Source organism: Saccharopolyspora sp. MMCC62, assembly GCF_057736575.1.
Window position 1 is genome coordinate 112,920 of record NZ_JBYKCM010000003.1, and the last position, 20,394, is coordinate 133,313.

General features: G+C 72.6%; 16 protein-coding genes. 11 read left to right on the forward strand and 5 right to left on the reverse strand.

What is annotated here, in order from left to right:
• Positions 1–40 precede the first annotated feature (40 nt).
• The 4 genes from miaA (at position 41) to AC29IT_RS08115 (ending at position 4,666) form a co-directional block, all read left to right on the forward strand.
• Positions 41–958 carry a tRNA (adenosine(37)-N6)-dimethylallyltransferase MiaA gene (miaA, locus tag AC29IT_RS08100; protein WP_488218300.1) on the forward strand — a complete coding sequence of 306 codons (918 nt, stop codon included), beginning with the start codon at positions 41–43 and terminating at the stop codon, positions 956–958.
• 10 nt (positions 959–968) lie between these two features.
• A complete protein-coding gene (dapF, locus tag AC29IT_RS08105) occupies positions 969–1,820 on the forward strand; it encodes a diaminopimelate epimerase (RefSeq protein WP_488218301.1) in 852 nt (283 codons plus the stop codon).
• Between the two features lie 253 nt (positions 1,821–2,073).
• Complete coding sequence (gene hflX / locus AC29IT_RS08110) at positions 2,074–3,444, forward strand: GTPase HflX (protein ID WP_358433070.1); 1,371 nt, start codon at positions 2,074–2,076, stop codon at positions 3,442–3,444.
• Positions 3,445–3,574: 130 nt separating this feature from the next.
• Entirely contained in the window at positions 3,575–4,666 is a 1,092-nt protein-coding gene (locus tag AC29IT_RS08115) for an NHL repeat-containing protein (RefSeq protein ID WP_488218302.1), read from the forward strand.
• Positions 4,667–4,783: 117 nt separating this feature from the next.
• Here the strand turns inward: AC29IT_RS08115 and lexA are convergent, their stop codons facing one another.
• Entirely contained in the window at positions 4,784–5,464 is a 681-nt protein-coding gene (lexA, locus tag AC29IT_RS08120) for a transcriptional repressor LexA (RefSeq protein ID WP_488218571.1), read from the reverse strand.
• A 165-nt stretch (positions 5,465–5,629) separates the two neighbouring features.
• Here lexA and AC29IT_RS08125 point away from each other — a divergent pair, with 165 nt between their 5' ends.
• The 3 genes from AC29IT_RS08125 to AC29IT_RS08135 all read left to right on the forward strand — a co-directional run bounded on the left by AC29IT_RS08125 (position 5,630) and on the right by AC29IT_RS08135 (position 9,954).
• Positions 5,630–6,235: a LysM peptidoglycan-binding domain-containing protein gene (locus AC29IT_RS08125; protein ID WP_488218303.1), complete on the forward strand. Its 606-nt coding sequence runs from the start codon at positions 5,630–5,632 to the stop codon at positions 6,233–6,235.
• A gap of 274 nt (positions 6,236–6,509) precedes the next feature.
• Positions 6,510–7,001, forward strand: coding sequence for a transcriptional regulator NrdR (gene nrdR / locus AC29IT_RS08130; RefSeq protein WP_358432918.1), 492 nt, complete (start codon positions 6,510–6,512; stop codon positions 6,999–7,001).
• A 124-nt stretch (positions 7,002–7,125) separates the two neighbouring features.
• Positions 7,126–9,954: a vitamin B12-dependent ribonucleotide reductase gene (locus tag AC29IT_RS08135; RefSeq protein WP_358432920.1), complete on the forward strand. Its 2,829-nt coding sequence runs from the start codon at positions 7,126–7,128 to the stop codon at positions 9,952–9,954.
• A 111-nt stretch (positions 9,955–10,065) separates the two neighbouring features.
• Here AC29IT_RS08135 and AC29IT_RS08140 read toward each other — a convergent pair whose 3' ends face one another.
• Positions 10,066–10,365 (reverse strand): hypothetical protein, encoded by a 300-nt coding sequence (locus tag AC29IT_RS08140; RefSeq protein ID WP_488218304.1) that lies wholly within the window; start codon positions 10,363–10,365, stop codon positions 10,066–10,068.
• Between the two features lie 193 nt (positions 10,366–10,558).
• On the opposite strand from AC29IT_RS08140, the gene AC29IT_RS08145 reads away from it, so the two are divergent.
• Both AC29IT_RS08145 and AC29IT_RS08150 read left to right on the forward strand, forming a co-directional pair.
• Positions 10,559–13,888 carry a phosphodiester glycosidase family protein gene (locus AC29IT_RS08145; protein ID WP_358432924.1) on the forward strand — a complete coding sequence of 1,110 codons (3,330 nt, stop codon included), beginning with the start codon at positions 10,559–10,561 and terminating at the stop codon, positions 13,886–13,888.
• A 104-nt stretch (positions 13,889–13,992) separates the two neighbouring features.
• Complete coding sequence (locus AC29IT_RS08150; RefSeq protein WP_358432926.1) at positions 13,993–15,126, forward strand: DUF4192 domain-containing protein; 1,134 nt, start codon at positions 13,993–13,995, stop codon at positions 15,124–15,126.
• 86 nt (positions 15,127–15,212) lie between these two features.
• On the opposite strand, the gene galE is transcribed toward AC29IT_RS08150, so the two are convergent.
• From galE to AC29IT_RS08165, 3 genes are read right to left on the reverse strand one after another with little or no spacing between them, the layout of a single operon-like run.
• Entirely contained in the window at positions 15,213–16,175 is a 963-nt protein-coding gene (gene galE / locus AC29IT_RS08155; RefSeq protein ID WP_358432928.1) for a UDP-glucose 4-epimerase GalE, read from the reverse strand.
• A 60-nt stretch (positions 16,176–16,235) separates the two neighbouring features.
• Positions 16,236–17,414, reverse strand: coding sequence for a galactokinase (gene galK, locus AC29IT_RS08160; protein WP_358432930.1), 1,179 nt, complete (start codon positions 17,412–17,414; stop codon positions 16,236–16,238).
• The gene (locus AC29IT_RS08165; RefSeq protein WP_358432932.1) at positions 17,411–18,109 is read right to left on the reverse strand and encodes an iron-dependent transcriptional repressor DtxR; all 699 of its coding nucleotides are present in this window, start codon (positions 18,107–18,109) and stop codon (positions 17,411–17,413) included. Before AC29IT_RS08165 ends, galK begins: the two co-directional genes overlap by 4 nt.
• Before the next feature lie 151 nt (positions 18,110–18,260).
• Here AC29IT_RS08165 and AC29IT_RS08170 point away from each other — a divergent pair, with 151 nt between their 5' ends.
• Positions 18,261–19,112 carry a sulfurtransferase gene (locus AC29IT_RS08170; protein ID WP_358432934.1) on the forward strand — a complete coding sequence of 284 codons (852 nt, stop codon included), beginning with the start codon at positions 18,261–18,263 and terminating at the stop codon, positions 19,110–19,112.
• Positions 19,113–19,198: 86 nt separating this feature from the next.
• Positions 19,199–20,374 carry an acetoin utilization protein AcuC gene (locus AC29IT_RS08175; protein WP_358432936.1) on the forward strand — a complete coding sequence of 392 codons (1,176 nt, stop codon included), beginning with the start codon at positions 19,199–19,201 and terminating at the stop codon, positions 20,372–20,374.
• The last annotated feature ends 20 nt before the right edge of the window (positions 20,375–20,394 follow it).

Here is a 20,394-nt window from a genome sequence, read left to right on the forward strand (position 1 = left end):
CCGCGACCCCCGACCGGTGGCAGGCCTTACAGTCCCCTCCGTGTCCGCCGCATCCCCAGCTCGACCGGTGGCGATCGTCGGGCCCACCGCCACCGGCAAGTCCGACCTCGCCGTCGCACTCGCGACCGAACTCGGCGGTGAGGTCGTCAACGCCGACGCGATGCAGCTCTACCGGGGCATGGACATCGGCACCGCCAAGCTCACCGCCGAGGAGCGGCGCGGCGTGCCGCACCACCTGCTCGACGTGCTGGACGTGACCGAAGCCGCCTCGGTGGCCGCCTACCAGCGTGACGCGCGCGCCGCCGTCGACGACGTGCTCGCCCGCGGCCGCACCCCCGTGCTCGTCGGCGGCAGCGGGCTCTACGTGCAGGCCGTCCTCGACGACCTCCGGTTCCCCGGCACCGACCCGCAGGTGCGGGCGCGCTGGGAGGCCGAACTCGCCGAACGCGGATCGGACGCGCTGCACCGCCGCCTCGCCGAACTCGACCCGTCCGCAGCCGAAGCCATCCTCGCCTCCAACGGGCGACGCCTGGTGCGGGCGCTGGAGGTCATCGAGATCACCGGCGAACCGTTCTCCGCGAACCTGCCCGTGCCCGGCCCGCCGCGCCACGGCACCGTGCTCGTCGGCCTGGACCGGCCGGTCGCGGAGCTCGACGACCGGGTGGACCGGCGCGTCACCCGGATGTTCGACGACGGGCTGGTCGCCGAGGTCCGCGCACTCGTCGAGCAGGGCCTCCGGCACGGGCGCACCGCCTCCCGCGCCCTCGGCTACCAGCAGGTCCTCGCCGAGCTCGACGGCTCCGGCGACATGGCCGCGGCCGCCGCCGAAACCGCCCGGCTCACCCGGCGGTTCGTGCGCAAGCAGCGCTCCTGGTTCCGCCGCGACGACCGCATCCGGTGGCTGGCGCCCGAACCGGCCGACGCGGTGCCCGCCGTCCGCGCACTGCTGCGCACGTAGACTCGCGGACGTGCGGTTTTCCGAAGGACCAGAGTTCGCCAAGGGCCACGGCACGCAGAACGACTTCGTCGTGCTGCCCGACCCGGACGGCGAGCTGAAGCTCACTGACGCGCACGTGCGCGCGCTCTGCGACCGGCGCCGCGGCTTCGGGGCCGACGGCGTGCTGCGCGTCGTCCCCACCGCGGCCGTCCCGGACGCGCCCGGCGACATCCACCCGGACGTGTGGTTCATGGACTACCGCAACGCGGACGGTTCGATCGCCGAGATGTGCGGCAACGGGGTCCGGGTCTTCGCCCGCTACCTCGTCGACTCCGGGCTGGTCACCGGCGCCGAGTTCCCCGTCGGCACCCGCGCCGGGCTCCGGCGGGTCCGCACCCACCCGGACGGTGGGAGCACCGTCGACATGGGCACGGCGAACGTGTTCGGCGACTCCACCGCGACCCTGCGCGGCCGGGAGTTCCCGGGCGTGGCCGTGGACCTCGGCAACCCGCACCTGGCGTGCGTCACCGACGCCGACCTCGACGCCCTCGACCTCGCCGAAGCTCCTGCGCACGACACCGGGCTGTTCCCGAACGGCGTCAACGTCGAATTCGTCCGCCCCACCTCACCCGGACGGGTGCGGATGCGGGTGCACGAGCGCGGCGTCGGCGAGACCCGCTCCTGCGGGACCGGCACCGTCGCGGCCGCCGTCGCGGCCCTCCGCGCCGACGGCGAGACGACCGGCAGCCGCACCGTCGACATCCCCGGTGGCACCGTGCACGTCGAGGTGACCGCCACGACCACGCTGCTCACCGGACCCGCCGTCCTCGTCGGCGGCGGGCGGATCGACGCGGACTGGTGGCGGCAGCTCGCGGGCGGCTGACCGCCATCACCCCGGTCGAAGGGTGAAAACCACTCGCGTGCCGTGGGACAATGGTGCCGATATGAAGAAATCCGCACTGTGGTCACATGAGGCGGGCACCCGCGACGGGAACGCCCGCACGGCATCCGATGACGTCCGGGACGACCTCCCCGAGGACTCCCGCTACGACGACGGCCACTTCGACTCCCTCGACGACGGCCCGTTCGGCTTCGATGACGACGCGGCCGGCTTCCACGACCCGTCCGCCGGCGAGATGGAGCTCGAAGAGCGCAACTCGCTGCGCCGCGTCGCCGGGCTGTCCACCGAACTCGCGGACATCACCGAGGTCGAGTACCGGCGGCTGCGGCTGGAACGCGTGGTGCTGGTCGGGGTCTGGACCGAAGGCGACGCCGAGCACGCCGAGAGCTCGCTGGCCGAACTGGCCCGGCTCGCCGAGACGGCCGGTTCGGAAGTCCTCGACGGGCTGGTGCAGCGCAGGCCGCGGCCCGATCCGGCGACGTACGTCGGGTCCGGCAAGGTCAAGGAACTGCGCGAAGTCGTGATCTCCACCGGTGCGGACACCGTCATCTGCGACGGCGAGCTCTCCGCGGGCCAGCTGCGCCAGCTGGAGGACAAGCTGAAGGTCAAGGTCATCGACCGGACCGCGCTGATCCTGGACATCTTCGCCCAGCACGCCAGCTCCAAGGAGGGCAAGGCGCAGGTCGAGCTCGCCCAGCTGCAGTACTTCCTGCCGCGGCTGCGCGGCTGGGGTGAGGCGATGTCCCGGCAGGCCGGTGGTCGTGCCGGTGGCGCCAACGGCGGCGTCGGCACCCGTGGTCCCGGTGAGACGAAGCTGGAGACCGACCGCAGGCGCATCCACAAGCGCATCAGCAAGCTCCGCAACGAGCTCAAGGCGATGAGCACCATCCGCAGCACCAAGCGCGGGCGGCGCGAGGCGCAGCGCGTGGCGGGCGTGGCCATCGCCGGCTACACCAACGCGGGCAAGTCCAGCCTGCTCAACGCGCTCACCGGCGCCGGGGTGCTGGTCGAGGACGCGTTGTTCGCGACCCTGGACCCGACGACCCGCCGGGCCGAGACGCCCGACGGCAGGCCGTACACGTTGACCGACACGGTCGGTTTCGTCCGGCACCTGCCGCACCAGCTGGTGGAGGCCTTCCGCTCCACGCTGGAGGAGGTGACCGGCGCCGACCTGCTGGTCCACGTGGTGGACGGGTCCGAGCCGCAGCCGCACGAGCAGGTGGCGGCGGTGCGCACCGTCGTCTCCGACATCGCCGAGGAGCACGGCGCGCCGGTGCCGGAGGAGCTGCTGGTGGTGAACAAGGTCGACCAGGTCGACGCCACCCGCCTCGCCGAGCTGCGGCAGCTGCTGCCCGGGGCCGTGTTCGTCTCGGCGCACAGCGGCGAGGGCATCGCCGCCCTCCGCGAGATCATCTCGGATCGGTTGCCCAGGCCGGACGTGCTGATCGACGCGCTGGTGCCGTACACCCGCGGTGAGCTGGTCGCCCGGGTGCACGCCGAGGGCGAGCTGGTGGCCGAGGAGCACACGGCCGACGGCACCCGGGTGCGGGCGAAGGTCCGGCCCGACCTGGCCGGGGCGCTGCAGCCCTTCGTCGCCGTCGGATGAGCGGCGTGCGGCCGGTTCCGGCCCGTGACCGCGCGCTCGCGGTCCGGGCCGCCACCGCTGCGCGGTGATCCTCGGCGTGAACGGTCCTCGACCCGGGCGTCCTGCGCCTGCGCGCCGGTCGGTCCCGTCGGTGCGGCGGGGCGGCGCGCTGACCGCGGTGCTGGTGCTGTTCGGACTCGCCACCGGAGCCGCGGAGGTGGCCGCGGCGCAGGAGCTCCCCGCTGCGGTGCAGCGCTGCCGGGTCACCGACCCGGGCCTGACCGAGCTGTCCGGGCTGGCCTCGGACGGGCGCTACTGGTACGCGGTCGACGACGGTGGGAGCTCGCTGCGGGTCGCGCTGCTGGACCGGGAAACCTGCGAGGTCAGGGCGGAGTGGACTTCATCGACCGATCCCTACGACGTCGAGGACTTGGCGCTCGCCCCGGACGGTGCGGTGTGGTTGGCCGACACCGGGGACAACCGGCGGGCGCGTTCGACCGTGGCCCTGCACCGGCTGACGGCGGACGGTGATTCGCAGTTGTACCGGCTGACGTACCCGGACCGCCCGCACGACGCCGAGGCGATCTTGCTGGACCGGAACGGCACGCCGCACGTGGTCACCAAGGAGCCGTTCGGCATGGCCTTCGTGTACCGACCGGCCGCACCCCTCGTCGCCGACGGGACCGTGCCGTGGGAGCGGGTCGGGGAGCTCGCGTTGCCCACCACCGACTCGCCGGACGGCCCGATCAAGGGCATCGGCACCCGGCTGGTGACGGGCGGCTCGGTGAGCGGGGACGGGACGTTGATCGCGCTCCGCACCTACACCGAGGCCTACCTGTTCCACGCTCCGGACGGCGACGTTCCGGCCGCGCTGCGACGACCGCCGGTGGCGTTGCGGCTGCCGCCGGAGCCGCAGGGCGAGGCGATCGCCTGGGAACCGGACGGGTCCCTGGTGATCAGTTCGGAGGGCCTCCAGCCGGTGCAGGTGCTGCCCGGTGCCGCGGCCTTGCTCGACACCGGATCCGGACCGGAGCCCACCGAGGCGCCGGTGCCGGGGACCGATCAGCCGGGGACCGATGAGTCGGAGGACCTGGCACCGCCCGCGGGCGATCCGTCCGCTCCCGGATCCGGCGAGGAGGCCGGAGCGGACGGGACCTTGCTCTCCACCGGTCCCGCGCTCGTCGTCGCCGGTGGCCTCGCCGCCCTGCTGCTGTACTTCCTCGTCCGGATGCGCCGTCGCTGATCGTGCCGCCGGCCGTCAGCACGCCGACCGGGCCGTCACCCGACGAGTCGCCGACCGCTGGGCTTTCGACCGCTGGGCTTTCGACCGCTGAGCCGCCGACCATCGGGCCGCGGGGGATCAGAGCCGGCGCAGCACCGCGACGACCTTGCCGAGGATCGTCGCGTCGTCACCCAGGATCGGCTGGTAGGCCTCGTTGTGCGGCACCAGCCAGACGTGCTCGTCGGTGCGCTTGAAGGTCTTGACCGTGGCCTCGCCCTCGATCATCGCCGCCACCACGTCGCCGTTCTCGGCGTCCGGCTGCTGGCGGACCGCGACCCAGTCGCCGTCGGTGATCGCCAGGTCGGTCATCGAGTCGCCGACCACTTGGAGCAGGAACAGCGAGCCCTCGCCGACGATCTCCTTCGGCAGCGGGAAGACGTCCTCGACCGATTCCTCGGCCAGGATCGGGCCACCGGCCGCGATCCGGCCCACGACCGGGACGTAGGCGGGCTTGGGGCGCCCGGCGAGCTCGGACTGCTCGGAGTCGGCCACCAGCACGCCGACCGTGCGCGGCCGGTGCGGGTCGCGCCGCAGGAAGCCCTTCCGCTCCAGCACCCGCAGCTGGTAGGCGACCGAGGAGGTGGACGTCAGGCCCACCGCGTCGCCGATCTCCCGCACGCTCGGCGGGTACCCGTGGTCGCGCATCCAGCTGCGGATCGACTCGAGCACCTTGAGCTGCCGGTCGCTGAGCTCGTCGGTGGCGGGCTGCTCGGGGACCGCGGGCGCACTCGCCGGCTCCGCCGCGATACCGCTCTTGATGTCGGTCACGATCGCCTCTGCGCCGCGAGAACCGTTCGCCGATCCGGCGCCGTCGGACGTGCCGCCGAGTTCGCCGTTGATCGATTCGGTCGTGTTGCTGACCACCACTGCCTCCTGTCCTCGTGAACGGGACTGCTCGTGACTCCGATTTCCACAGTAGACGGGGTGAAGTGGAAGATCAAACACCTGTTCGAGTTAATTTGGCCGCACCTCTGGCTTTTTCCGGTGCCGCTGGTACACAATCGCACGCAGGTTCGATCGAACACCTTTTCGATCATGGAACGATCAGCGGGCCGCCCCGAGGCCCTGATGCTGGAGGTGCTCATGGTGGCGATGTCCCCGTCGCGATCCGGCGCTGCGACGATGGAACCGTCGACGGCTCCGGCCGGTCGGCCGCGCGGGGAGCGCGGTCGTCCGGTGTTCCCCGCCGAGGTGGCCGCGGCTCCGTCCGCTCCCGTCCTCGTGTCCGCGCGGGCCCGGTGGTTCGGCGCGATCCGCGAGTGCGCGTGGCTGGCCGCGGTGGGTGCCTGCGCATTCGTCGGAGTCCTCCTGTTCGGCCTGCTCGCGCTCGACTCGGGCGCACGGCCGGTGCCGGATGCTACTGCGGTCGTGCGCGTCGACGACGGCGACACGCTGTGGTCGGTGGCGGCCCGGTTCGCTCCGGACAGTGACCAGGGTGCGGTCGTCGGGCGGATCGTGGAGCTCAACCGGCTCGATCCGGCGGCGCCCGCGTTAGGGCGCGCTCTCGTGGTGCCCGCGCAGCGCGGCTGACGTCCGAGCGGGCCCGCCGGCGGTTTCGCGGGGGTGGCCGGGAGGGCTTCCGCAGGTCGTCGAGTCCGGTGTCACCCGACCGGGCAGGACGGGGTGGGTCGGTTTGCTTCCCTTTCGGGGGCGGATTAGAGTCGACCACAACATCTAGTAGTTACGCCGGTGTAGTTACTCCATGGGTTGCGATCGCGGAGTATTCGCGCGTCCACCTAACGTGAGTGGCACCGGTGGGCTCGATGGTGTGGATGACGATGATGCCGGGGAGGGGGTGAGTCCGATGCGGTGCCCGTTTTGCCGAGGCGATGACTCGCGAGTGGTCGACTCGCGCGAGGTCGAAGAGGGCCAGGCGATCCGACGCAGGCGATCCTGCCCGTCGTGCGGTCGCCGGTTCACCACGATCGAGGAGCTCGTGCTGTCGGTGGTGAAGCGCTCCGGCGTCACCGAGCCCTTCAGCCGCGAGAAGGTAGTGCGGGGGGTGCGGCGCGCCTGCCAAGGCCGTCCCGTGCAGGAGGACGCGCTGCAGCAGCTCGCCCACCGCGTCGAGGACGCGGTCCGCTCCCGAGGTGTGTCGGAGTTGTCCAGCCACGAGGTGGGACTCGCGATCCTGGGGCCGCTGCGGGAGTTGGACGAGGTGGCGTACCTCCGGTTCGCGAGCGTCTACCGGGCGTTCTCCTCCGTGGAGGACTTCGAGGAGGAGATCGCCGACCTCCGGGCCGCAGCCGGCGCAGGCGCGGTCGCGCAGGTCGCCGAGGGGAGCACCGGTGGCTAGGTCGAAGCGGCGGCACGTCAGGCGCGAGCCGTCGAATGCGGGTGGGATGCACCGGCACCACTCCGGGAAGACCCCGGACGGTGCCGGGAACGCACGAGCGAGCAACAGGGAAGAGGGACAGGTCATGACAGAGACCGTGGGCAGCCCGGCCGGCGCCGCGGGGGAGCCGGATTCAGATGCCCGTACCGAGGGCATCCGGGTGCAGCGCGTCTACACCACCGAGGGGGTGCACCCCTACGACGAGGTGTCGTGGGAGCGCAGGGACGTGGTGATGACCAACTGGCGCGACGGTTCGGTCAACTTCGAGCAGCGCGGGGTCGAGTTCCCCGACTTCTGGTCGCTGAACGCGGTCAACATCGTGACCAGCAAGTACTTCCGGGGGGCGCAGGGCACCGCGCAGCGTGAGGGCAGCCTGCGGCAGCTGATCGACCGGGTCGTGCACACCTACGTGCGCGCCGGCGTCGAGCACGGCTACTTCGCCACCGAGGCGGACTCGGAGATCTTCGAGCACGAGCTGACCTGGATGCTGCTGCACCAGGTGTTCAGCTTCAACTCGCCGGTGTGGTTCAACGTGGGCACCAGCTCGCGCCAGCAGGTCTCCGCGTGCTTCATCCTGTCCGTGGACGACACGATGGAGTCGATCCTCGACTGGTACAAGGAAGAGGGCCTGATCTTCAAGGGCGGTTCCGGCGCGGGCCTGAACCTGTCCCGGATCCGCTCCTCCCGCGAGCTGCTGTCCTCGGGCGGCACCGCCTCCGGTCCGGTGTCGTTCATGCGCGGCGCGGACGCGTCCGCGGGCACCATCAAGTCCGGTGGCGCTACCCGCCGGGCCGCCAAGATGGTCATCCTCGACGTGGACCACCCGGACGTCGAGGAGTTCATCGAGACCAAGTCCAAGGAAGAAGGCAAGATCCGCGCGCTGCGCGACGCGGGCTTCGACGTCGACCTCGGTGGCGCCGACATGTCCTCGGTGCAGTACCAGAACGCGAACAACTCGGTGCGCGTCACCGACGAGTTCATGCGCGCCGTGGAGAGCGACGGGCCGTTCAACCTGCGCGCCCGCACCGACGGCTCGGTCGTGGACACCGTTCAGGCCCGCGACGTGTTCCGGAAGATGGCCAAGGCGGCGTGGGAGAGCGCCGACCCGGGCATCCAGTACGACGGCACGATCAACGACTGGCACACCGCGCCGGAGAGCGGCCGGATCTCGGCCTCCAACCCGTGCTCGGAGTACATGCACCTGGACAACTCCAGCTGCAACCTGGCCTCGCTGAACCTGATGAAGTTCCTGCGCTCGGACCTGACCTTCGACGCGGAACTGTTCGAGAAGGCCGTCGAGCTGGTCATCACCGCGATGGACATCTCGATCAGCTTCGCGGACTTCCCGACCGAGGCGATCGGCGAGACGACCCGCAAGTACCGCCAGCTCGGCATCGGGTACGCGAACCTGGGCGCTCTGCTGATGGCCACCGGGCACGCGTACGACTCCGACGGCGGCCGTGCGCTGTCCGCGGCGATCACCTCGCTGATGACCGGTACCGCGTACAAGCGCTCCGCGGAGCTGGCCGGCGCGGTCGGCCCGTACGAGGGCTACGCCCGCAACGCCGACGCGCACCAGCGCGTGATGCGCAAGCACGCCGCGGCCAACGACCTGGTCCGTACCTACCACCGCAACGACGTGGCCGTGCACAAGCTGGCCACCAAGGTGTGGCAGGACGGCCTGGAGATCGGTGCCCGCAACGGCTGGCGCAACGCGCAGGCTTCGCTGCTGGCCCCGACCGGCACCATCGGCCTGATGATGGACTGCGACACCACCGGGGTCGAGCCGGACCTCGCGCTGGTGAAGTTCAAGAAGCTGGTCGGCGGCGGCTCGATGCAGATCGTCAACCAGACGGTCCCGCGCGCGCTGAAGGCGCTGGGCTACCAGGAAGAGCAGATCGAGGCGGTCGTCGAGTACATCGCCGAGCACGGCCACGTGGTGGACGCCCCTGGCCTGCGCCCCGAGCACTACGAGGTGTTCGACTGCGCGATGGGCGAGCGCTCCATCGCGCCGATGGGCCACGTGCGGATGATGGCCGCGGTGCAGCCGTTCCTGTCCGGCGCCATCTCGAAGACGGTCAACATGCCGGAGGCCGCCTCGGTCGCCGACGTGGAGGAGATCTACTTCGAGGGCTGGCGGGTCGGCCTCAAGGCGCTGGCGATCTACCGGGACAACTGCAAGGTCGGCCAGCCGTTGTCCGCGGGCAAGGGCGACAAGGCCTCCGCGGAGAAGGCCGTCGAGAAGCAGATCGAGTACCGCCCGGTCCGCAAGCGCCTGCCGAAGAAGCGCCCGAGCCAGACGGTCTCGTTCACGGTGGGCGGTGCCGAGGGCTACCTGCACGCCGGTTCGTACCCGGACGGCGGCCTCGGCGAGATCTTCGTGAAGCTGGGCAAGCAGGGTTCGACGCTGGCGGGCGTGATGGACGCCTTCTCGATGTCGATCTCGGTGGGTCTGCAGTACGGCATCCCGCTGGAGTTCTACGTCTCGAAGTTCCAGAACCTGCGCTTCGAGCCGGCGGGCATGACCGACGACCCGGACGTGCGGATGGCGGGCAGCGTCCTCGACTACCTGTTCCGCAGGCTGGCGCTGGACTACCTGCCCTACGAGAAGCGCGCGCAGCTGGGCATCTTCACCTCCGACGAGCGCACCGCGCAGACTGCGGAGTACGACTCGGGCTCCACCGGCGGTGGCGAGGTCGACCTGGACACCATGCGGTCCACGGTGGACTCCTCGGTCGCGGGATCGCGGGGCGAGGACGACGAGCACCGCGCGGGCAGCTCCACCGAGCTGCTGGAGCTGCGGCTGGGCAAGGCCGCCGACGCGCCGCTGTGCATGACCTGCGGCACGAAGATGCGCCCGTCCGGCTCCTGCTATCTGTGCGAGGGCTGCGGTTCCACCTCGGGTTGCAGCTGACCCGATGACGAGGCGCTGACCTGCGGGTAGCGGTGCCTCGCCGACGCGGAGGGTGGTCCGGCACGATGCCGGGCCACCCTCTTCGCATGTCGGGACCTGCCGACGGGGTGGTCAGTCGTGGCGGGACAGCAGGTGTGCCGCGAGGGCGACTCCGGCGGTCGCGGTGCCGACCGCGGGCCACGCCCCGATGCGCCGGGCAAGCGGGTGCGAACCGGCGAGCCCGGCCGCGTAGGCCCCGCCGAGCAGCAGCGCGCGCCCGGCACCGCTGCGCCGCCGGCAGCTCTCCACCGCCGCCAGGCCGCCCACTCCGGCGACCAGCCCGCTCCACGAGCGGTGCCGCTGCACCCGGGTGACGGCGAAACCGCCGATCAGGCCTGCCGAGCTGAGCAGGGCGGGCGGAACGCTGCGCATGGCCGAATCCTCCTGCTGGTCCGGATCGTCGTGGCCGACTCTACCGGCGGCTGCGGTGGAACCGGATCATCGCGGAACCGCATCCGGTGATCGGTGTGGGCTGTTCGAGTGTTGTTCAGCTGGGCGCTCGCCTCCGGTCGTGCCGGTGCGGTCTGCTGGTGCGCCGAGGTTCCGGGGTGATCGGGGAGGGCGCATGAGGTCGCGCGGTCTGGTGCTGGGGCTGTCGGGGGCGGTGCTGGCCGGTGCGATGACCGCACCCGCCGCGAGCGCGGCGCCGTTGGGGCCACCGCCGGTGGAGGACGTTCCCGGTGCCTCCGCCGCCGAGCGCGGACCGGTCAGCGTCCGCTCGGCCACCACGAGATCGGCCGGCCCGGACGGTTTCGACACGTTCCGGGAGACGTCGGAGATCGCGCCGGGCCTGCGGTTGACCGAGTTCGACCGGTACGAGCCGGAGGGCTGGGTGCGCGGCGACGTGCTGACCGCCGACCTGGCCGGGGCCGGGCTGCGGGCCGAATACCTGAGTCCTGGTTCGGCGTCGGCGCGGGCTCCGCTGACCGAGCAGCTCTCCGGCGCGGTCGCCGGGGTGAACGGCGACTTCTTCGACATCGACGCGTCCGGTGCCCCGCTGGGCGCCGCGATGTCGGGCGGTGAGCTGCTGTCCGCACCGGCGGCGGGGCACAACGACGTCGCCGCGGTCGGCGGATCCGCGGGGCGCTTGATGCAGGTGTTCCTGGCCGCGGAGCTGACCCGGCCCGATGGCGGGACGACGCCGATCACCGACCTGAACTCCCCGCACGTCGCGGCGGACGGCATCGGGCTCTACACGTCGTACTGGGGAGCTGCTTCGCGGAAGTCCGCAGTGGACGGTTCGGCCCCGGTGCTGGAGGTGGAGCTCGCGGGCGACGTGGTGTCCCAGGTGCGGCCCGTTCCGGCGGAGGGACCGGTACCGGCGGGCTCGGTGCGTCTGCTCGGAACCGGTGCCGGGGCGGCCGCGCTCGGCTCGCTGCGGCCGGGCGATCGGGTCTCGGTGCGGTACCGGCCGCGGACGGACGGCCCGGCGGACGTGGCGATCGGCGGGAACGAAGTGCTGCTGCGCGACGGGGCGGTGCAGCCCGTCGACGACACCGCGCTGCACCCGCGGACCGCGGCGGGGTTCTCCGCCGACGGGTCCCGGATGTGGCTGGTCACCATCGACGGCAGGCAGGCCGACAGTCGCGGAGCGACGGAACGGGAACTGGCCGAGCGGTTGCGGGAGCTGGGTGCGTCGGACGCGATCAACCTCGACGGGGGTGGTTCGTCGACGCTGCTGGCGCGGGAGCGCGGCGCGGCATCGGCCGAGGTGCGCAATGCGCCCTCGGACGGCGAGCTGCGCCCGGTGCCCAACGGGATCGGATTCGCGACGGCGGTGGGCAGCGGGCGGTTGCGCGGTTTCCGGGTCGAACCGTCCGAAGGGGAACGGGTGCTGTCCGGGCTGAGCCGGGCGGTGGCGGCGCACGGCCACGACGAGACCGGGGCGCCGGTTCCCGCGGAGCCGCGGTGGTCGGTGTCGCCGATCGGCGGCGGCCGGGTGACCGGGGGAGTGCTGCACGCCGGACCCCCCGGCACGACCACGGTCACCGCGAGCGCGCCCGGTGCGCGAGGCTCCGCGGACCTGGTGGTCCTCGGTCCACCCGCTTCGATCACCACCGACGTGCGGCGGGTCGAGTTGCCGGACGAGGGGGCGCGGGGGCGTTTCCAGGTGCTCGGGCAGGATGCCGAAGGCTTCCGGACCTGGGTGGAACCGGCGGACGTGCGGCTGGAGTACGACCACGACGCGGTGCGGATCGAACCGGACGGCGACGGGTTCGCGGTGGCGGCGCTGGCACCGTCGGCGACGTCGCCGGTGACCGTCCGCGTCGGTGACCTGACCGCGCACCTCGGTGTCACCACCGGGTCGCGGCCGGAGCCGCTGGCGCCGCTGGACGGTCCGGCGGGCTGGGCGGCGTCGGTGTTCCCGCAGCAGGTGTCGGCGTCGCTGCACGAGGCACCGGGGCACGCGGGCACTCCCGGCCTGGCGTTGGACTACTCGTTGACGGGTGCCACGACGACCCGAGCCGCGTACGTCGACGCCGCCGAACCGCTCCCACTGCGGCCGGGGACGCAGCGGCTCGGGATGTGGGTGAACGGTGATGGCCGCGGCGCGTGGCTGCGCGGTTCCGTGGTCGATTCCGCGGGCGTGGCCACGACGGTGGACTGGGCGCGGAACGTGGATTGGACGGGGTGGCGCTACGTGGAGGCGCCGCTGCCCGTGGGCACCTCCGGTTCGGTGCGGTTGCAGCGGATCTACGCGGTCGAACCGGACGGTGCACGGCAGTACTCGGGCCGGCTGGTGTTCGACGACCTGACCGCGCTGGTCGCTCCGGACCTGCAGGTGCCGGTCGATGCGGAACCGCAGGACCGGTCGGTGGTGCGGAACGGGACGTTGCCGCCCGCGCCGGGTGCGGCGCGGATCGCGGTGGTCAGCGACGCCCAGTTCACCGCCGACGAACCGGATGGTCCGCTGGTGGCGGCGGCCCGCCGCTCGTTGCGCGAGGCGGTGGCGGCTCGGCCGGACGCGCTGGTGATCAACGGTGATCTGGTGGACCGGGGGACCGCGGCCGATTTCGACCTGGCGCGCCGGGTGATCGAGTCGGAGGTGGGGGATCGGGTGCCCTGGTACTACGTGCCGGGCAACCACGAGGCTTCGGGACCTGGGGACCTGCGCGAGTTCGCCGCCGAGTTCGGCGCCACCCACCAGGTGGCGGACGTGGCCGGGACGAGGGCGGTGCTGCTGGACTCCTCGGCGGGTTCGTTGCTGGGCGGCGGGTTCGACCAGGTCCGGATGCTGCGGTCGGCGTTGGACGGCGCGGCCCGGGATCCGCGGGTCCGTTCGGTGTCGGTGTTCCTGCACCACCCGTTGCGCGATCCGGGTCCGACGGACGCCTCCCAGCTGGAGGACCCGAAGGAGGCCGAGCTGCTCGGCCGGTGGCTGGCCGATTTCCGGCGGGATTCGGGCAAGCCCGCGGTGCTGGTCGCCGGGCATGCCGGCACCTTCCACTCTTCCACGGTGGACGGTGTTCCGCGGCAGGTGAACGGCAACGCTGGCAAGCGGCCCGCCACGGCGCCGGACGCGGGCGGTTTCACCGGGTGGAGCCTGCTGCGGATCGATCCGGGCGACCGGCGGGGCCCGGTGCGCTGGGAGACGAGGCCGCGCGTCGACCGGATCGAGCTGCCGGTGCCGCCGGTCGCGGCGGGCGGCACGGCGCAGGTGGCGGCCCGGTTGGCGCAGGAGGGCCGGTCGGTGCCCGTGCGGTATCCGGTGAGCGCGGAGTGGGCGGGCCGATCCGTCCACATCGGACCGGTGGTGGAAGCGGGGCCGAACGCGGTGGCCGCGTTCGATCCGGACACCGGGGTGCTCACCGGGGTGCGCCCGGGGGAGGGAGAACTGAGCGTGACGATCAACGGGGTGAAGAAGACCACCGTATTCGCTGTCACCCGGAGGTGAGTTCTTCCCGCTGTGCCGGGGAATTCTTCCACAGGGCGCCGATTCATCCACAGATCTGAAATCCACCCTGCGGCGACCGCGGTGGGCTGCCCGATGTTCTGGGTATGACCACTCCGCTGAACGCACGCATCCACCTCGGCGACGCGGGCGAGATCCTCGCCGCCGTTCCGCATCTGCTCGGGTTCACGCCGACCGGTTCCCTGGTGCTGCTGGGCCTGCGCACCGACGGCGACCTCGGGACGTTCTGCCTCACGCTGCGGATCGACCTGCCCCCGCCCGAACACCGACGGTCGGTCATCGACTACCTCTCCGCGGGCCCGATGGTGCGGCGCGGAGCCGATCGCGTCATCGTCGTGGCCGTCGGGCCGGACGGTGGCGGCGGGCACGGCCCGCCGGGCGGCGAACCCGAGCCGTCCGCCGACGCGCACGCCGAGCCGGACCGCGGCGCACGGTCGGAGCCGGACGAGTCCGAAGTGGACGACGACGTCCCGCACCGCGAGCTGATCCTGCTGCTGCGGGAGGGTTTCGCCGCAGCCGGCATCGACGTGCTGCACGAGATCTGGGCCGACCGGCTCGTCGCGGGCGGTCCCTGGCGCTGCTACGACGACCCGCCCTGCCGCGGGGAGATCCCGGACCCCAAGCGCACCGCGCTGAGCGCGGCGATGGCCGCGTCCGGGTCGGTCACCTTCGACAGCCGCCGGGAACTGCAGGACCTGGTGGCGCCCGAATCCGAGCGGACCACGGCCCGCTGGGCGGCCCGGCTGAACAGCCTGCTCGAGGACGCCGAGCGGGACGGCACCGACGTGCACGACGACGTGGCCACCGCTTTCGCCGGAATCCGCCGGACGGCGGCGGGCGAGGCGCTGACCGAGGACGACCAGCTGCGCGTCCTGCTCGCGCTGAACGACCAGCGGGTGCGCGACCTGTGCCTCGGCGTGGCGCTGGGCGAGTCGGCGATGGCGGCCGAGCAGCTGTGGCTGAGCCTGGTGCGCAAGGCTCCGGAACCCGAGGTCGCCGACGTGGCCGCGCTGCTGGCGTTCTCGGCCTACCTGCGCGGGGAGGGGGCGATGGCGAGCGTGGCGCTGGAGCGCGTGGAGGCCGCCCGGCCCGAGCACTCGCTGGGCACCCTGCTGCGGCAGGCCCTCGAACGGGGCATCTCGCCGAAGGAGCTGTCCGAGGTGGCCAAGGACGCGATGACCGATGCCCAGCTCATGATCGAAGTGGAGGAGTCCTCATGATCGCCACGATCAGGCACCGCGCGCCGGTGCGCACTCGGCCGGACCGGCCGGTGCCCGGTCGCGGGGCGAACGGGCACCGGCGGGGTTCAGCCCTGTTCGCGAGCCCGGGTGAACTCCCAGGCGTCGCGCACGATGACCGACAGGTCGGCCAGCTTCGGCTTCCAGGACAGCTCTTCGCGGGCGCGGTCGCTGGCCGCCACCAGCGTCGCCGGGTCCCCGGCGCGCCGCGGCGCCACTGCGGCCGGAATGGGGTGCCCGGTCACCTCGCGGCAGGTCTCGATCACCTGCTGCACCGAGAACCCGGTGCCGTTGCCCAGGTTGTAGATCCGGTGCTCGCCGGGCCGCGCGTTCTCCAGCGCCAGCAGGTGCGCGTCGGCGAGGTCGGTGACGTGGATGTAGTCCCGGACGCAGGTGCCGTCCTCGGTGGGCCAGTCGGTGCCGTACATCTGCACCTGCTCGCGCTTGCCCAGCGCGACCTGCAGCACGATCGGGATCAGGTGCGTCTCGACGGCGTGCCGTTCGCCGAAGGCGCCGTGCGCGCCTGCCACGTTGAAGTAGCGCAGGCTCACCGCACCCAGCCCGTGCGCCGTGGCGTAGGAGCTGATCGCGTGGTCGATGGCCAGCTTCGTCGCACCGTAGGTGTTCGTCGGCCGAGTCGGCGCGTCCTCCGGGATCGGCACCACGTCCGGCTCGCCGTAGGTGGCGGCGGTGGAGGAGAACACCAGCCGCGCCGTGCCGTGCTCGCGGACCGCCTCCAGCAGGCGCAGCGAGGTGAGCACGTTGCCCTGCCAGTACTTGTGCGGGTCCTCCATGGACTCGCCGACGAGCGACTTCGCCGCGAAGTGCAGCACGCCGTCGTAGCCGTCGGCGAGCAGGTCACCGGCCGCCTCGGCGATGTCGGCCTGCACGAAGGTGGCGCCCGGCGGCACCGCGTCGGCGTGGCCGGTCGAGAGGTCGTCGACCACGGTCACCTGGTGACCGTTCTCCAGCAGGCGTGCCGCGCACACGCTGCCCACATATCCCGCACCGCCGGTGACGAGGAGCTTCACGGAGGTTCTGCCTTTCCTGGTACGTCGAACTCGAAGGCCACGCCGCGTCGCGGGGCCGGATCAGCGGTCGCGGCCGGCGCCGGCGGCCGGGATCGCGGTGAACAGCCGCGGCTCCGTCAGGCCCTGCTCGGCGTAGGAGCTCAGCACGGCCTGCCCGATCGCCTCCCGGTCCTGCGCGCGCACCAGCGCGATCGCCGAACCGCCGAACCCGCCGCCGGTCATCCGGGCGCCCAGCGCACCGGCTTCCAGCGCGGCGTCCACCGCAACGTCCAGTTCCAGGCAGGAGATCCGGTAGTCGTCGCGCATGCTCACGTGCGAGGAGGTCAGCAGCGGACCGATCGAGGCGAGCTCTCCGGCGTCCAGCGCGGCGACGGTGGTCACGACCCGCTCGTTCTCGGTGACGACGTGGCGCACCAGCGGCCGCAGTTCCTCCGGGAGCACCTCCAGCGCGCCGTCGAGCTCGGCGAGCGACACGTCGCGCAGCGCCTTGACCCCGAGCAGGTCGGCCGCGTGCTCGCAGCCGCGCCTGCGCTCGCCGTAGCCGGATTCGCTGTGCGAGTGCTTCGCCCGGGTGTCGATCACGAGCAGTTCCAGGCCCACCGACGCGGTGTCGAACGGGATCTGCTCCAGCTCGCCGGAGCGCACGTCGAAGAACAGCGCGTGCGACTCGGTGCAGCTGAGCGAGGCGGTCTGGTCCAGCAATCCGGTGGGGGCGCCGACGAAGTCGTTCTCCGAGATCTGCACCCAGCGGGCGATGTCGGCGGTCGCCGGGGCGTCCGGGCCGTCGGCGGGGCGGCCGGCCAGGTCCAGCAGCGTCAGCGCGACCGCGCACTCCAGCGCGTGGGAGGAGGACAGTCCGGCTCCGGCGGGGACGTCGCCCGCGATGACCAGATCGGCACCGGTGACCTCGACGCCCTGCCCGCGCAGCGCCCACGCGACGCCGGACGGGTACGCGGCCCACCCGGTCTGCGAACCCGGGGCCAGCGCGTCCAGCGGGGCCGGTTCGGCCCGGTGCAGCACGCCGTCGTCGCCCAGCGTGGCCACGGACAGCACGCCGTCGGTGCGCGGCGACGCGGCCACCGCGATCCGGTGCGGCAGCGCGATCGGCAGCACGAAGCCGTCGTTGTAGTCGGTGTGCTCGCCGATCAGGTTGACCCGGCCGGGTGCCGACCAGGCGACCTCGGGAGCGCGCCCGTGCTCGGTGGCGAACGCCTCGGCGGCGGTCTCGGCGGGGCTCACCGGGCGCGGACCAGGACGGCGTGGGCGATGCCGGGGGCGAGCTGGGTGCTGCCCTTGGGACCCGTCACCTGGATCGGCTTGTTCACACCGGTGACCGGCACGATCTCGATGTTCTCCGCGGGCATCAGGCCGACTTGCTTCAGCTCGCTCATCACGTCGGGGTCGAGCTGGACGTGCTCGGCGATCCGGCACACCACTGCCTGGCCGCCACCGTTGCGGGCGATCTCGTCGACCCGCTTCAGGTCGGACTCACCGATGGCCGCGGTCGCCGGCTCCGCGCCGAGCTCTTCGAGACCGGGGATGGGATTGCCGTACGGGGAAGTGGACGGGTTGCCGAGCAGCGCGACGAGCTTGCGCTCGACCGCCTCGCTCATCACGTGCTCCCAGCGGCACGCCTCGTCGTGCACGTGTTCCCACTCCAGGCCGATCACGTCGACGAGCAGCCGTTCCGCGAGCCGGTGCTTGCGCATCACGCGCACGGCGCGGGTGCGGCCGGCCTCGGTGAGCTCCAGGTGCCGGTCCTCGGCGACGGTGAGCAGGCCGTCGCGCTCCATCCGGGCCACGGTCTGGCTCACGGTCGGCCCGCTCTGCTCCAGGCGTTCCGCGATGCGGGCGCGCAGCGGGACGACGCCCTCCTCCTCCAAGTCGTAAATGGTGCGAAGGTACATCTCGGTGGTATCGATGAGATCGTTCACGCTGGCTCCCCGATTTGCGGTCCCACCTGTGATTCTAGTCCCGGTGCCGTACCGCCGGTCGGTGGCTTCCGAGCAGGCGTTTCCGCCGTTGGAGCATGCTTTCGGCCCCTTTCACCGAGCCGTTCCGTCCCCGAGCAATCCAGGAGGTCCGATGGATCCGCTGATCAGTGCAGACGATCTTGCCGAGTCGCTGGCGGGCGCGCGCCCGCCGGTGCTGCTGGACGTGCGGTGGAGCCTGCTCGGGCCACCCGGCCGGGAGGCCTACGAGCGCGACCACCTCCCCGGCGCGGTGTTCGTGGACCTGGACACCGAACTCGCGGCGCCACCGGGTCCCGGTGGCAGGCACCCGCTGCCCGCCGCCGACGACCTGCAGGCGGTGCTGCGCCGAGCCGGGGTCGCCGCGGACCGCGAGGTGGTCGTGTACGACGCCGCCGACGGGTCCGCGGCGGCGCGCGCCTGGTGGCTGGTGCGCTGGGCCGGTCACCCGCGGGTCCGGGTGCTCGACGGCGGTTACCGGGCCTGGGTCGGCGGCGGACGTCCCGTCACCGCCGAGCTGCCGGAGGTCGTGCCCACCGAGTTCGAGGTGGTGCCCGGTTCGCTGCCGGTGATCGACGCCGACGAGGCGGCCCGGCTGGCCGCGGCGGGTCGGTTGCTCGACGCCCGCGCTCCCGAGCGGTACCGCGGTGAGGTGGAACCGGTCGACCCGCGGCCCGGCCACATCCCCGGGGCGCGCAACGCCCCGTTCGCCGACAACGTCACCGCGGACGGGACCTGGCGGGCGCCGGAGGAACTGGCGCGACGGTTCCGCGAGCTGGGCGTCGACGCCGACGGCCCGGTCGGCGCCTACTGCGGTTCCGGCATCACCGCGTGCTCCGCGCTGCTCGCGCTGGAGCACGCGGGCCTGAGCGGTCCGGGAAATCCGGCCGCGCTCTACTCGGGTTCCTGGTCGCAGTGGTCGTCCGATCCGGGCCGGCCGGCGAAGACGGGGGACGAACCGGGCTGACGGGCACGACCGCTCGCGGAATGACCGCCCGGGGCTGTGTTCCGGACCACTGTGAGCGCCGCCACGGGCCGGGTAGCGTCCGGCTCATGGGCAACCAGTGCGCTGTGGTGTGGGACGAGTCGGTCCTCGGCTACGACCTCGGCGGTGACCACCCGCTGCACCCGGTCCGGCTGGATCTCACGATGCGGCTGGCCAGGTCGTTGGGAGTGCTCGACGGCGTGACACCGGTGCCGCCGCGGTCGGCCACCGAGGCGGAACTGCTGCGCGTCCACCGCCCGGACTACCTGGCGGCGGTGCGCGCCGCGCCGACCGCGGCCTGGGACATCGGGTACGGGCTCGGCACCGAGGACAACCCGATCTTCGAGCAGATGCACGAGGCGTCGGCACTGGTCGCCGGAGCCTCGATCACCGCCGCCGAGCAGGTCTTGTCCGGGAAGGCCGACCGAGCGGTGAACATCGCCGGCGGGCTGCACCACGCGATGCCGGAGCGGGCGGCCGGGTTCTGCGTCTACAACGACTGCGCCGTGGCCATCGCCTGGCTGCTCGACCAGGGCGTGGAGCGGGTCGCCTACGTGGACGTCGACGTGCACCACGGCGACGGCGTGCAGCAGGCGTTCTACGACGATCCGCGGGTCCTGACCGTCTCGCTGCACCAGCACCCGATCACGCTGTGGCCGGGAACCGGGTTCGCCACCGAGACCGGAGGCCCCGGGGCGGAGGGCACCGCGGTGAACGTGGCGTTGCCGCCGGGCACGGGCGACGCGGACTGGCTGCGGGCGTTCCACGCCGTGGTGCCGTCGCTGCTGGCCGAGTTCCGCCCGCAGGTGCTGGTCACCCAGGCCGGTGCCGACGCGCACCGGGAGGACCCGCTCGCGGACCTGGCGATGTCGGTGGACGGGCAGCGCGCGAGCTACCAGGCGCTGCGGGAGCTGGCGGAGCAGTGCGCGGGCGGCAAGTGGGTGGCGCTGGGCGGCGGTGGTTACGCGCTGCACCGGGTCGTGCCGCGCAGCTGGACCCACCTGCTGGCGACCGCGCTGGACCGCGACCTGGACCCGGCGACGTCGTTGCCACCGGACTGGCTGGCGCACGCGCTGCAGGTGGCGGGGAACGTTCCGCTGCCGACTTCGTTGACGGATGGGGAGGACCCGACCTTCGTACCCTGGACCGGGGTGACCGAGTCCACGGTGGACACTGCGATCCGGGACGCGCGGCACGCGTCGTTCCCGTTGCACGGTCTGGACCCCGCCGATGTCCGCGACTGACCTCGGCGGCGCACGCGCAC